This window comes from Streptomyces sp. NPDC050422, from assembly GCF_044458665.1.
Lineage (GTDB): Bacteria > Actinomycetota > Actinomycetes > Streptomycetales > Streptomycetaceae > Streptomyces.
In genome coordinates, this window is the sequence record NZ_JBITIE010000012.1 from 36,779 (window position 1) to 50,865 (window position 14,087).

The window sequence follows — 14,087 nt, forward strand, 5'->3', positions numbered from 1 at the left end:
CGAACTGAGTGAACCGTTCGAGTGATTCGGAGAATGTGGCGTTTGCGCGGATGCGCAGGGAATCCGAGTCGAGGGCCGGATAAGTATGTTCATCGGTGCGTTGCATAGTTTCGTCGGGTTGCTACGTTCTGTTTTCATGGGTATCCGAATGTGGTGCGAAACCTGGGATGTGCGACGGGCCAGAGCCGCTGTACTTGTTGCCGCAGCGGTCGGCCTCCTCACTCGTACGCTCATCGCAGCGAATGATCCGGGACCCGCCGATGTGCGCTTCTTCCAGGGATTCGCCAAGGCCATCACCACGTACGGCCCCATTCGGATCTATGAGCACCCGCTGCCCGGCCTTCCCGTCTACAACCATCCGCCACTGGCCGGCTGGATGCTGCTCGGACTGAACAGTCTTTCGGAATTCGGAATGTCGTTCGCGACGCTGATCAGATGGCCTGCTTCGGTCGCCGACTTCTTCTGTGTCCTGCTCGTGTTCGAAATCGTCCGCCGGCGCGCCACGCCGCGTACCGCGCTGCTGTGCGGGATCGGTGTGGCCGTCAGCCCGGTGCTGATCGCCACGTCCGGCTATCACGGCAACACCGACGCGGTCGCCGTGATGTTCGCCCTGGCCGCCGCCCATCTGCTGGCCGACCGCAGGTCCCCGCTCGCCGCGGGGGTGGCCGCGGCGCTTTCCGTCAGCGTCAAGTTCATCCCGGTCGTGGTGATCCCGGCGCTGCTCGTCGCCGCGCTGCGGGGCGGCCGGCCGGTGCTGGTCCGCTTCGCCGCCGGGTTCGCCGCCGTGTTCGCGCTGGTATGGGGGCCGGTCCTGGCGACCGTGCCGCAGGACCTCCAGAGGAACGTGCTGGAGTACGCCGGCGGCAGCTACCGCCTCTGGGGACTGGTCCGGTTCGCCGACGTGTTCGGCCTGCCGGAGTCCTTCATCGCCTTCATGCAGGGCGGCGGCCACTTCCTCTTCGTCCTGCTGTGCGTGGCCGCCGGTGCCTGGCTCGCCTGGCTGCGCCCGGCGCAGCTGCCGGGCGTCGTCGCCGTCACGCTGGGCCTGCTGCTGCTCCTGTCCACCGCCTCCGGCCTGCAGTACCTGACCTGGGCGGCGGCCGGAATGTTCGTCCTCGGGTTCTGGGAGGGGTTGGCGTACAGCTCCGTGCTCGGACTGACGGCCGTCCTCGGCTACAGCGGGCGTTCCCCCGTGCGCTGGAGCGAGCCGGTGCTGCAACTGGGCGCCGCCGGCTGGATCGTCCTCGCGGCCGGACTGGCCACCGGCATCCACCGCCTCCTCGCCCCCCGCCCGGACGGGGACCCGGCCGGCCCCGCCGGCCGGGCGCAGGTCTCCGTACCCCGTACCACCCGGCCCTCCGAGTCCGCCGTCACCTGACCGCGGCCCCCGAGCGGCACCCGTCACCGTCCCCTCCCCGACCCCAGCCACGAGCACCGAGCGCAACTGGAGAACGCCCCGTGAAGGAAAGCCCGAGCCCCAGGATCGGCATCCTGGTGGTCGCGTACAACGCGGAGACCACGCTGGAGAAGACCCTCGACCGGATTCCGGAGGATTTCCGTTCCCGGGTCGACGAGATTCTCATTCTCGACGACGCGAGTCATGACGCGACCTTCACCGCCGGCTGCCGCTGGTCCCAGGCGGAGGGAATGCCGCGGACGGTGGTGATGCGGCACACCAAGAACCTCGGATACGGCGGAAATCAGAAAGCCGGATACGCACTGGCGGCCGAACATGGACTCGACATCATCGTGCTCCTGCACGGCGACGGGCAGTACGCCCCCGAATTGCTCCCAGAAATGGTCGCCCCGATCGAACGCGGCGAATGCGAAGCCGTGTTCGGATCGCGGATGATGAAATCCGGCAGCGCCCTCAAGGGCGGAATGCCGATGTACAAGTGGCTGGGCAACCGCGTTCTCACCAGACTGGAGAACGGACTGCTCGGATCGAAGCTCACCGAATTCCACTCCGGTTACCGCGCCTACAGTGTCGAGGCGCTGAAGAAGCTGCCCATCGACCGGAACACGGACGCCTTCGACTTCGACACCCAGATCATCGTCCAGCTGCTGAACGCGGGAATGCGGATCAAGGAGATCCCGGTCCCCACGTACTACGGCGACGAGATCTGCTACGTCAACGGCATGAAGTACGCGAAGGACGTCGTCAAGGACGTCCTCGAATACCGGCTGGCGGTCAAGGGGTTCGGCCGCTGCGCCTGGATCCCCAAGCCCGTGGAGTACGCCTTCAAGGAGGGGGACGGCTCCTCGCACGCGGTCATCCTGGAGAAGATGCGGAAGATGCCCCCCGGCCGGGTCCTGGACCTCGGCTGTTCCGGCGGGCTGTTCGCGCAGCGCCTCGAAGCCCTCGGCCATGAGGTGACCGGCGTGGACTACGTCGAGGTGCCCGGTGTGCGCGAGAAGTGCACCCACTTCCATCTCGCGAACCTGGAGGAGGGGCTGCCGGACGGGATCGGCACCGGCTTCGACTACGTCGTGGCCGGGGACGTCATCGAGCACCTCTCCCGCCCCGAACGGGTGCTCGCCGAGGTCGCCGGCGTGCTGCGGCCCGGCGGCGAGGTGCTGCTGTCCGTGCCGAACTTCAGCCACTGGTACTCACGGCTGCGGGTCGCGCTCGGGGCCTTCGACTACGACCGCCGCGGCATCCTCGACGAAACGCATCTGCGCTTCTTCACCCGGGCCAGTCTGCGCCGCACCGTACGAGCCGCGGGCTACGACGTCCTCGACATCGCCTCGACCGGAGCGCCGTTCTGGTCGCTCCTGGGCCGCGGGCCGCTCGCCGCCGTACTCGGCGGGCTGTCGAGGCTGCTGACCCGGATCCGGCCGACCCTGTTCGGCTATCAGCACGTCGCACTGCTCACCCCGCATGCGGCCGAGACGATCATCGCTGGAGAGCACGTCGATGTACAGGACATCCTCAACCGACAGTACGTCCCCGCCGACCGGGTCGGAGTCTGAGGCGACGATCCCCGAACCCACCCCGGCCCCGGCATCCGAGTCCCGGGCCGCCGCCGTCAGGAGCAAGGCCTTGACCCTCCCCAGTCTGATCCTGCTGCTGTTCGCCGTGTTCTCGTCGGCGGGCGGTCAGATCATGCTCAAGCACGGGATGAAGGGCGCCGCGGCCACCGCGGGCCGGGACGGCGGGTCGGTCGCGCTGCGCGCCGTCACCAGCCCCTGGGTCGTGCTCGGCCTGGTGGTCTTCGCGGTGTCGGCACTCGCCTGGATGTCGACACTGGCCAAGGTGCCGCTGTCCATCGCCTATCCGTTCAACGCCCTCGGCTACCTGCTGATCGTGGGGGCCGGGGCGACGGTGCTGCACGAGCGGACCTCGATGTGGACCTGGGGCGGTTCGCTGCTCGTGGTGGTCGGCCTCGCCACGGTCATGGCGGGCCAGCAACGCTGAGCCCGCGCCGTCGCACATGCCGAAGGGCCCGCCACCTCGGTGGCGGGCCCATCGGCATGTGCGACGGGGTCAGACCGTGGCGGGCTCCTCGTTCAGCAGCACCCGGCGCACCACGCGCTCGGCGGCGCGGCCGTCGTCGTACGGGCAGAAGCGGGCCCGGAAGGCGGTCAGCAGCGCCTTGCCCGCCGGACCGTCCCAGCTGCCGTCGTTGAAGATCCGCGCCAGCTCGTCCGTGGTCGTCGCCACGGCCCCCGGGGTCTCGCCGGGCCTGCCCGAGAGCAGGTCGAACACGACGCCGCGGACCGTGCGGTACGTCTCCCAGTCCGGGGCGTGCACGACGATCGGGCGGTCCAGGTGCGCGTAGTCGAACATCACCGACGAGTAGTCCGTGATCAGGGCGTCGGCCGCCAGGCAGAGGTCCTCGATCCGCGGGTGGTCGCTGACGTCGATGACCGACGGGCTCGCGGGCAGCCCCGCGCCCCCGTAGAAGTAGTGCGCACGCACCAGGACCACGGTGTCCGGGCCGACCGCCGCGCAGAACCGTTCCAGGTCCAGCCGGCTGGTGAACGCCGCCTCGTAGTCGCGGTGGGTGGGTGCGTACAGCAGGGCGCGCTGACCGGGCCGGATGCCGAGGCCCTCACGGGCCGCCCGGGTCTGCTCGGCGGTCGCCGACGCGAGGACGTCGTTGCGCGGGTACCCCGACTCCAGGCTCCGCGCGGCGCCCGGATAGGCACGGGCCCACACCTCGGTGGAGTGCGGATTGGCGGAGACGCTCCAGTCCCACCGGTCGACCCGCTTCAGCAGCCGGTCGAAGTTCAGCCCCTGGGCCGCCGCCGGATAGTCCTGCTGGTCCAGGCCCATGATCTTCAGCGGAGTGCCGTGATGCGTCATCACATGGACCTGGCCGGGCCGCTTGACCACGTGGTCGGGGAAGTTGACGTTGTTGAAGAAGTACGTGGCACGGGCCATGGCCGCCCAGTAGCGGCGGGTGCCGGGCACCACGTAGTCGATGCCCTCCGGCACCGAGTCCACCTGGTTCTTCGAGACCACCCACACCCCGCGCACCCCCGGCGCCAGCTCCCGGGCCTTGCGGAAGACGGCCTCCGGATTGCAGCTGACCCCGCGGTTCCAGTACGCGGCGTAGACGGCGAGCCCGCGGTCCAGCGGGAGCTTGCGCTGCCACCAGTAGTAGCGCCTGCTCAGGCTCCGCTTGGACCGCTCCCGCACCGCGTCCGGCGCGGCCCGCAGCCCGCGGCGCAGGGCCAGGGCCGTGTCGAGGGCGCCGAGCACGGCGTACCGGCCGCCGCCGATCAGCCGGGGCCGCAGCCCGCGCGCGCCGCCGGGGAAACGGTGCCCGGCGGGCCGGTACGCGCGGTGGAAGGCGGCGACGGAGCGTACGTACCGCCTGCGGCGGCGCGTCACCGCCGGATAGCCGGACAGCAGTTCCTGGACGGCCCGTTCGAAGAGCAGGGGCTGGACCGGGAGCAGCCGGGGGCGCTCACGGAGGAACTCCATCAGCCCGGCGTACGCGTCGACGAGCTCGGCGGGTGCCACGTCCGGCGTCGTCTCGTCGTCGAGGCCCGGCAGGTGGCGCTGCTGGCGGTGCTCGACGCAGGCGGTCGGCAGGACGACCACGGACTCGGCGGCGGCGACGGTCTGGAGGGCGTAGATCCGCTCCCCGTGCCGCCCGGGCCCGAAGGCCAGCTTCTCGCCCTCGTGCAGGGTGCGGCGCACCGCCCGGTTCCAGGACACCGGGGCGATGTCGAGGAGCGCGGACTGTCCTGTCGCGGCCAGCGGTCCGTCGGAGAGTTCGCCCAGCCGCTCCAGCGACCGGCTGGGGCGGGAGCGCCCCCGGAACGGCCGCTTGTGATGGCCGAACAGCAGCAGATCGGGGTCACCCGCGGCACCGAGCCGGTCGGCTACGGCCCCCAGCGCGCCCGGCAGGAGCACGAAACGCGCCTCCAGGAACAGCAGGTAGTCCCCGACGGCGCGTTCGGCCCCGGCGTTGCGGCAGCCCTCCGGGCCCGCACCGTCCGGGAGGTGGATGGCCTGCACCCGGTCGTCGCGGGCGGCGAACTCGTCGAGCAGGAGCCCGGATCCGTCCGGCGCCCCGTCGTCGACACCGATCACCTCGATGTCCGAGAACGACTGGGAGAGCACCGACTCCAGGCACTCGCGCAGACTTCCCCGGGCGCGGCGGACGGGGATGATGACACTCAGGCGGGGCATACGGACTCTTTCTCGGACACGGGCGTGCGGAGCGGCAGGGCCGGCGCGCGGTGCGCGCAGGTGCGCGCGCCGACGGCGGGGGCGGGTACTCCGTAAACGCCCGATGGAGTGACAGGGTTACGCGGAACCCCGTCGGCCACGCGAAACGCCAGGCGGGGGCACCCCTGCTGGAGTAAGCAGGGATGCCCCCGGTTGACGTACCCGTCGGTTCTAGTGGTGCGGTTACTTGACGGCGCCCGCCATCACGCCGGATACGAACTGGCGCTGGAAGGCGAAGAAGACCGCGAGCGGAATCACCATCGACACGAAGGCGCCGGGCGCCAGTACGTCGATGTTGTTGCCGAACTGCCGTACCTGCTGCTGGAGCGCCACGGTGATCGGCGGCGAACCGGAGTCCGCGAAGATCAGCGCGACCAGCATGTCGTTCCACACCCAGAGGAACTGGAAGATCCCGAGCGAGGCGATCGCCGGCCCGCCGAGCGGCATCACGACCCGGGTGAAGAGCCGGATCTCGCCCGCCCCGTCCAGGCGTGCCGCCTCCAGCAGCTCCCGCGGGATCTCCGCGAAGAAGTTGCGCAGCAGGAAGATCGCGAAGGGCAGACCGAAGGCCGTGTGGAAGATGATCACGCCGAACGTCGTCTCGAAGATCCCGACCGCCCCGAAGAGCTTCGAGACGGGGATCAGGGCGACCTGCACCGGGACCACCAGCAGCCCCACGACCAGCAGGAACCACCAGTCGCGGCCCGGGAACTCCATCCAGGCGAAGGCGTATCCGGCGAGCGAGCCGATCACCACGACCAGGACCGTCGACGGGACGGTGATCAGGACCGTGCTGAACAGCGAGTCGGTGATCGTGGAATTGTCCAGCAGTCGTGAGTAGTTGTCGAAGGTCAGCTCGGAGGGGACGGTGAAGATCTTCCACCAGCCGGTGGCCGCGATCCGGTCCGCGCTGCGCAGCGAGGACAGGAACAGTCCGATGGTCGGCATCAGCCAGAACAGGGCCACCAGGATCAGGACGACCCGCATCACACCGCCGCCGGCCAGGGCCGCGATCCGTGCGCCGAGGGACCGTCCGGGTTTCGCCGCGGAGGTGCCCGGGGCGTCGCCCGCCCCGGCGGGCGGGGCTTTGGTCGAGGGTGTCGTCATCGGCGCCCCTCCTTCCGTATCCGCCTGATGTTGAAGAGCATCACCGGGACCACCAGCAGCAGCAGGAGTACGGCGATGGCGCTGCCGATCCCCAGATCCGCGTCCGTGCCGAACGAGGACCGGTAGAGCTGGAGCGCCAGGACGTTCGCGTCGTCCTGCGAGGAGCCCGGCGCGATGATGAAGACGAGGTCGAAGACCTTCAGGACGTTGATCATCAGTGTCACCAGCACCACCGCGAGGACCGGGGCGAGCATCGGCACGGTGATCCGGCGGAACACCTGCCACTCGTTGGCCCCGTCCACCCGGGCCGCTTCCAGGAGTTCACGCGGCAGGCCCGCCAGGCCCGCCGCGATCAGCACCATGGCGAAGCCTGCCCACATCCAGACGTAGCTCCCGATGATGCCGGGCGTCACGAACGACGGGCCGAGCCATTCCACCCCGTTGTACGGCTCCTTGAAGTTCGAGGCGGGCAGGCGGAGTTCGGCACCGTCCGCGGAGGCGGGCAGGGTGAACACCCCGTCGGCGCCCGCCGTGGCGGAGGCGACCACCTTGCCGTCCTTGACGGCCTCCACCTTGATGCCCTTGAGCCCGAGCTCCTTGGCGTCGATGACGTTGGGCTTGCCCCCGCCGCCCTTGGTGAAGTCCAGCCACGCGGTGCCGGTGATCTTCCCGTCCCCGCTTGTCTGCGGGGCGCGGGCCGGCTTCGCGTCGGTGGGCATCTTCGCGGGCAGCACCCCGACCAGCGGCAGCCGGACCGGTTCCCCGGCCCGTACCGGCACCTTCGTCACGAAGGAACCACCGCCCGCCGCCTTCAGCGGATGGACGGGCAGCGGATGCGCCTTGGGGAAACCCGCCGACTCGGCGAACGTGTCGTGCACGCCCACCCACACGGCGTTGGCGACCCCGCGCTCCGGGGCCGCGTCGTACACCAGCCGGAAGATGATGCCCGCGGCGAGCATCGAGATCGCCATCGGCATGAAGACGATCAGCTTGAACGCCGTTCCCCAGCGGATCCGTTCCGTCAGCACCGCGAAGATCAGCCCGAGCGCGGTGGCGACGGTCGGGGCGAAGACGACCCAGATCGCGTTGTTCTTGACCGCCGTACGGATCGTGTCGTCCGTGAACAGCGCCTTGTAGTTGTCGAACCCGGCGAATCCGGTGCCCGCCTGGTCGAAGAACGACCGGTAGACGGAGTACACGATCGGATACACCACGAGCGCGCCGAGCAGGACCAGCGCGGGCAGCAGGAAGAGCGCCGCGATGACCCTGCGGGTGCCGGTCACGCTCCTGCTACTGGGCACTTTGCGCAGGGGCGGCTCCCCGGGCACGGGCTTCCTGGGGGCGGGAACCGTGGCCCCGCCGGACGGTTGCTTGTCGGCGGGGAGCGCCTCGTCGGCGCCCCCCGATGCGGCTGTCGTCATCCCGTCAGCTCTTGTACGCCTTGGCCGCGTCGGACTCCAGTTTCGCCTGGGTCCCCGCGATGTCCTTCGGGTTCTTCAGGAAGTCCTGGAGGGTCTTCCACTCGCCCTTGCCGGGCGTCCCGCCGAACGACTGCGGAGCCTGGTCGGACATGTCGAACCGGACGGCGTCACCGGCCGCGATCAGCGCCTTCGCCATCGTGCGCTGCACCTCGTTCGGGTACGCGGCGGCGTCCAAAGCCTTGTTCGGCGAGATGAACCCGCCCTGCTCGGCCCAGATCTTCGCCGCGTCGGTGGAGGCCAGCCAGGTCAGCAGGGCCTGGGCGCCCTTGCTGTCCTTCAGGGCCACCGCCGCGTCGCCGCCGGTCACCACGGGCGACTCCGCGCCGACCGCGGGGAACGGGAACACCTTGGCGTCCGTGCCGATCTTGGCCTTCGTCTGCGCGATGTTGACGCCGACGAAGTCGCCCTCGAAGACCATGGCGCCCTTGGGCTGGTCACCGCCGGTGAAGGTCTGGGTGACCGAGGCCGGGAACTCCGTCTGCAGCGCGCCGTCGGCGCCGCCCGCGATGAGGGAGGGCTTGCCGAAGAGCTGGGCCAGGGTGGTCAGCGCGGCCTTGACGGACGGATCCGTCCACTTGATCTTGTGCTGGGCCAGCTGGTCGTACTTCTCCGGCCCCGCCTGGGAGAGATAGACGTTCTCGAACCAGTCGGTGAGCGTCCAGCCGTCCGCGCCGCCGACCGAGACCGGAGTGACACCCGAGGCGGACACCGTCTCGGCGGTCGTCAGGAAGTCCTTCCAGGTCTTCGGCTCGTTCGCGCCCGCGTTCTCGAACGCCTTGGCGTTGTACCAGATCAGGGACTTGTTGGCGGCCTTGAAGTAGACGCCGTACTGGGTGCCGTCCACCCGCCCGAGGTCCTGCCAGACCTGCGAGTAGTTCTGTCCGAGCTGGGCCCTGGCCTCGTTGCCGACCGGCTTGGCCCACTTCTTCTCGACGGCCTGCCGAATGGCGCCCACCTGAGGGATCATCGCCACGTCCGGCGGCTGGCCGCCCGCGATCTTCGTACCGAGGAAGTTCACGATCGGGTCCTGCGCCGGGACGAACGTCACCGTCGCGCCCGTACGCTTCTCGAACTCCTTGAGGACCTTGACGAAGTTGGCCTGCTCGGGCCCGGTCCACACCGCGGCGACCGAGATCTTCTCGCCGTCCAGTTTCGGTAACGTGACGCTCGATGTGTCCTCGGCCCCCTTGGAGGGGCTGCCCCCGTCCTTCGAGCCCTTCGTGCCGTCACCGTCGTCGCTGCAACCGGTGAGGGCCAGTGCGCCGATGGCGGTGAACACCAAGGCGGCCCTGCGAATCCGAAGCGTTGTGCGCATCCCTGCCCCGTCTCTCCTGTGCGCTTGCACGGACCGGCACCGGCCGGACCTCCGACGGTGCCGCTCATTCATCACGTCGTCCTGTGCGCACAGTCCTACGCCCGGTGTCCGGGCGCCGCAATACCGTCAGTGGGCCCAACTCCTTGATCGTGATGGGCTCGTGACGTGAGGTCAGGGCAGGTATGAGGCGATTGAGGACAGGGGGCCCACCGGGGTGGCCACCTAGGTCCTGTACGGAGTACAGGACCTAGGTCACGGGTGCGTGGGGGGCAGTGGTGGCAGCGGCTCGGCGTTCACCGAACGGGCCGCCCGCTCCAGGGCACTGGCCAGCAGCGCCAGGTCGGTGGGCCCGTTGCCCAGCTCGCGGAGCGGGCGACGGGTGGGCGGGTCGCCCATCCGCTCCCACTCCAGGGGTACGACCGTGGGCCGCAGCGTCGCCGTACGCGGGATGCGGCCGGTCACCCGGCCGCCCTGGAACGGCGTCACCCGTCCGTCGGGATGGCCCAGCCGCCCGCGGCCCGGCGCCGGTTCGTCCGGCGACGGCGGCACGACGGGCGGATCCAGCACGACGCGCAGCCGCGCCCCGCGGGCCAGTTCGGTGTCCTCCGTGCGGTCCGGGCGGGCGGATGCCGCGACCAGATGGATCCCGAGCCGGCCGCCGTCCCTGGCCACGGCCTCCAGTGCCCGTACGACCGAACCCGCCGCCGGACGGCCCGGGCTGCCCAGCGCCGGGGCGATCAGGGCGTCGAAGTCGTCCACGAGCACGACGATCCTGGGCAGCGGCGAGGGGCCGGGGTCCGTCGCCCGCGCGGATGCGGGCCGGAGCCGCAAGGTGCCGCTCATCGCGGACTCGATGTCACCGCCCTGCTCGGACGGGCCGGGGGGCCGCTGTCCGGCCATCCGCTGCGCCACCTCGAGCCGGCTGTGCCAGTCGGCGAAGTCGAGCCCGCCGAGGAGTTCGGCCCGCCGCTTCACCTCACCGCCGAGGGCCTGGGCGAACTCCCGCATCCGGACCGGGTCGGAGGCCACCAGGTGCGTGAACGCGTGCGGGAGCTCGGTGCAGGGGCGCAGGCTCTCGCCCCGCTCGCCGCCCGCCCCGTCGACCAGCAGGATGCCGAGCCGGTCGGGCCGGTCGGCGGCGGCCAGCGACGCGGCGACCGCCCTGAGCAGTTCCGTACGCCCGCTGCCGCCGGGCCCCTCGATGAGCAGGTGCGGCCCCTCGTCGGCGAGATCCACACTCACCGGGCCCCGGGGCCCGGCCCCGAGCACCACGACAGGCCGCCCGGCCGCCCCGGCGGGAACGCCTGCGGACGCGGGCCGGGGAGCGGGCACGGGGGCCCGCCCGGACTCGGCACCGCGCGCGGCGACCTGGGGCGCGTCACCCTGGCGCGGTCCGCTGACCCGGTTCGAGGAGCGCCCCGATCCGGCGCTACGCAGGCTGTCGGCGCCCTGGACGTCTCCGGCCCCGCCCCAGGAACGGGTGTCGGAACCCGGCAGGGTGCGGGAACTCGGCGAGTCCCCGGGCCCTCCGTCGTAGCGCTGTGCCCCCACGCGGGGATGGGGCGTGCGGCCCGATCCGGCGCTGTCGGGATACGGGGTACGGCCCGATCCTCTGCTTTCCGGGTTCGGCGTGCGGCCGGAGCCGGCGCCCGATCCGGAGCTGTCGGGGTACGGCGTGCGGCTCGATCCGCGGTCGTCCGTGGCGCGGGGGTATGGCGTGCGGCCGGAGCCGCGGTCGTCCGTGGCGCGGGGGTATGGCGTGCGGCCGGAGCCGGGGGCGTCCGTGGCGCGGGGGTATGGCGTGCGGCCGGAGCCGCGGTCGTCCGTCGTGCGGCTCGATCCGCGGTCGTCCGTGGCGCGGGGGTACGGCGTGCGGCCGGAGCCGGTGGGTGACGGGTACGGGGTGCGCCCCGAGTCCCGGGGGTGGCCGTCGTCGTCCGTGCTCCGGGGCGCGCCGGTGTGCGGCGGGTCGGCGGCGGTGCGCTGGGCGCCCACGCGGGGGCCGGGGCCGCCCGGGTGGGCGGTGCGGGCCGAGCCGCGGGTGTCGTCCGCCGACGCTCCCGTGCCGCCGCCCGTCCAGCTGCCGACGCCGCGCACCGTGGCCCCGGGCTGTTCGTCCGCGGCCGAGGCCCAGCGGGCCATCAGCGAGGCCGGGGTGGCGCGGGCCAGACCCAGCTCGTCCAGCAGGCGGGCCGACGGCGGGAGCGCCACCGCCGCGCGGTGGCCCGGCAGCGCGGCCGAACCCTCGGCACGCAACGGGGCCAGCGCCCGCGCAAACCGCTCCGCCCAGTGCGCCGACACCGCGTCGACCGCGGCCACCGTGCCGTGGCCGGCCGCCCGGCCGCCCGCGGTCCGCAGCAGCCGAAGTGCCGTCGCCACGTCACCGCTGAGCATGGCCACGGCCCCGCACTCCCGGAAGGCGATCGAGGCATGGCAGGCCGCCTCGTACGTCGCGGCGACCGGTGACGTGGGGGTGGCGGCCGGAGTCTCCGCCAGACAGAGCAGATGGATGCCCGCCGCCGCACCCGCCGCGGCCAGCCGAGCGGTGTTCTCGCGCAGCACCGCGGAACCGGGGTCACCGTCGACGATCACCACGGTGAACGGGCCCTCGTAGTGACGGGCGGCCTCGGCGACCGTGCCGGGGTCCAGGCTCGCCCAGCCGGGGCCGAGCGGGCCCTCGTCCAGCCGGCGCACCAGCTCCGTCGTCCGGGCGACCGCCTGCTCACGGTCGTACGCCAGCAGCAGCCGGCAGTCCTGGCCGTGCATCGGGCGCAGATGCGGCAGCCACCCGAGCCAGGCCCACTCGCGCCGCCGCTCGTCCGTGCCGCGCGCCCGGTCCGTGCTGATCAGCACGATCTCCAGATCGGCGGGGGAGTGCAGCGCGGCCAGCTGGGCCACGGCGGAACGGGCGAGCCCAGCCAGCCGTTCCCGCGGCCCGGCGAGCCCGAGCGAACCCGCCTCCCGCAGCCCGACCGTCACCGGCACGGCGGGCAGGTCGGCCCGGTCGGTCGTGCCCAGCCGGACCACCAGCGCCTCCGGGTGCGCAGTGTCGCGCTCCCACAGCCGGGGCCCCGGGCCGAGCGCGGTCAGCAGGACGGCGGCCGGATCCGGCCAGGTGCCCTCGGGGGCGGTGGGCTGCGCGGTGAAGGTCGCGGCGGGAGCCGGGGGACCGGCCTCGTCGGGCACGCTCTCGTGCACCGGATCGCCCTTGCCGCCCGCGAGCCGGCGGGCCCACTTGCCTATCCCGCCACGACGGGGCGCCCCGTCGTCCGGCAACCGGCCGGTACGCCCGGAGCCGGAGTGCTGCGGCCGTGCAGGGGCCGGCCCGTCGGGGTCCGTGGAGCGCGTGTGCTCATGGGCTGCGTCCGGTCCGTCGTGCTCGTCCGGACCGCCGTACGCGGGCCCGTAGCCGTGGTCCGGGGCTGCCGGGGCGACGGCGGGGGCCCTGGCCACCCGCAGATGGCCCTCGCCGTCCGGCGCCGTCCCCAGCGTCGCGGGGCGGGCACCGGAGGTGAGCCGGAGCGTCGACTCGCCGAGCCGGAGCAGCGCGCCGGGGTGCAGCCGGACCGGACGGTCACGGACGTCCGTGCCGTCCAGGGAGGTGCCGTTGGTGGAGCCGAGGTCGGCGACGGAGACCCGGCCCTCCGCGGAGACCGTCACCGCGCAGTGCAGCCGGGACACATCGGGGTCGTCGAGCGGGACGTCGGCATCGGCGGAGCGGCCGATCCGGATCTGCCCGCCGTGCAGCAGGTGGACCCCGCCCGCGTCCGGCCCGGCGATCACGTGCAACTGGGCCGGGACGGTGTCGTCCGGCGTCTCGTCCTCGCCCGGGACCTGGAGTGAGAGCACCGCCCCGTCGACCAGCGGCGGCTCGCCCAGGGCGCAACGCTGCGCGTCGAGCCGCTCCCGGCCCGCGAACAGCACCACCGCACCGCCGCCCAGGGAGCCGTCGGGCCCGGAGACGGAGGCGGCCAGGTGGGACGCCACGGCGGCCAGCGCCGTCCCCGCAGGGGCGGTCACCAGCACGTCGCATGCACGCGCCGGGGTCTGGCCGCTGCGCGGCGCGAGGACGGTCAGCCGGATCTGCATCGCGTCAGCGGTCCCTTCTGCGCGCGGTGTACAGGCAGGGGAGACGCCCTGTGATTCCCCCCACCCGGCACGGACGCGTCGTCCGGTACAGGTTCGTCACGTACTGCAGAGCTCCCGCCCCCACAGTTCCGTGCTGGAGGCATCCTCGCACCTGCCACTGACAACACGCCCGGGGGTCACCGCTAAGTGATCTTGAAAGGTCGGCTGTGCGCCCAAAAGTGCCTGCTTGGCCGGTTCCCCGGGGCGTATTCGAGGAGCCCCGGCCGCACCCGGTGTGACCCGGAGCGGAGTCCGGAGACGTTTCGCCGGACTCCCTGGCGGCAACCATCGGCCCGGGCCGGGCGTCTTCCTCCGCAGTCCGTCCGACCCGGCCGTCCACTCCTGTCGCCCCACTAGAGTGGGCCGGAAA

Annotated in this window: 8 protein-coding genes; 3 read left to right on the forward strand and 5 right to left on the reverse strand. The window is 72.1% G+C overall.

Annotation, left to right across the window (positions count from 1 at the left end; genetic code table 11):
- Nucleotides 1–262: 262 nt before the first annotated feature.
- The 3 genes from ACIBJG_RS20035 to ACIBJG_RS20045 all read left to right on the forward strand — a co-directional run bounded on the left by ACIBJG_RS20035 (nt 263) and on the right by ACIBJG_RS20045 (nt 3,418).
- Complete coding sequence (locus ACIBJG_RS20035; protein WP_399308939.1) at nt 263–1,378, forward strand: glycosyltransferase family 39 protein; 1,116 nt, start codon at nt 263–265, stop codon at nt 1,376–1,378.
- An 80-nt stretch (nt 1,379–1,458) separates the two neighbouring features.
- A complete protein-coding gene (locus tag ACIBJG_RS20040) occupies nt 1,459–2,973 on the forward strand; it encodes a methyltransferase domain-containing protein (RefSeq protein ID WP_399308941.1) in 1,515 nt (504 codons plus the stop codon).
- Nucleotides 2,974–3,043: 70 nt separating this feature from the next.
- Nucleotides 3,044–3,418: a hypothetical protein gene (locus tag ACIBJG_RS20045; protein WP_399308943.1), complete on the forward strand. Its 375-nt coding sequence runs from the start codon at nt 3,044–3,046 to the stop codon at nt 3,416–3,418.
- Nucleotides 3,419–3,487: 69 nt separating this feature from the next.
- Here ACIBJG_RS20045 and ACIBJG_RS20050 read toward each other — a convergent pair whose 3' ends face one another.
- The 5 genes from ACIBJG_RS20050 to ACIBJG_RS20070 all read right to left on the reverse strand — a co-directional run bounded on the left by ACIBJG_RS20050 (nt 3,488) and on the right by ACIBJG_RS20070 (nt 13,678).
- Nucleotides 3,488–5,647 carry a CDP-glycerol glycerophosphotransferase family protein gene (locus ACIBJG_RS20050; protein ID WP_399308945.1) on the reverse strand — a complete coding sequence of 720 codons (2,160 nt, stop codon included), beginning with the start codon at nt 5,645–5,647 and terminating at the stop codon, nt 3,488–3,490.
- Nucleotides 5,648–5,869: 222 nt separating this feature from the next.
- Nucleotides 5,870–6,793, reverse strand: a complete 924-nt coding sequence (locus ACIBJG_RS20055) for a carbohydrate ABC transporter permease (protein ID WP_399308947.1) — start codon at nt 6,791–6,793, stop codon at nt 5,870–5,872.
- Nucleotides 6,790–8,076, reverse strand: coding sequence for a carbohydrate ABC transporter permease (locus ACIBJG_RS20060; protein ID WP_399309364.1), 1,287 nt, complete (start codon nt 8,074–8,076; stop codon nt 6,790–6,792). Before ACIBJG_RS20060 ends, ACIBJG_RS20055 begins: the two co-directional genes overlap by 4 nt.
- Nucleotides 8,077–8,218: 142 nt before the next feature.
- Nucleotides 8,219–9,589, reverse strand: coding sequence for an ABC transporter substrate-binding protein (locus ACIBJG_RS20065; protein WP_399308949.1), 1,371 nt, complete (start codon nt 9,587–9,589; stop codon nt 8,219–8,221).
- 252 nt (nt 9,590–9,841) lie between these two features.
- Nucleotides 9,842–13,678 (reverse strand): FHA domain-containing protein, encoded by a 3,837-nt coding sequence (locus tag ACIBJG_RS20070; RefSeq protein WP_399308951.1) that lies wholly within the window; start codon nt 13,676–13,678, stop codon nt 9,842–9,844.
- Nucleotides 13,679–14,087 lie beyond the last annotated feature (409 nt).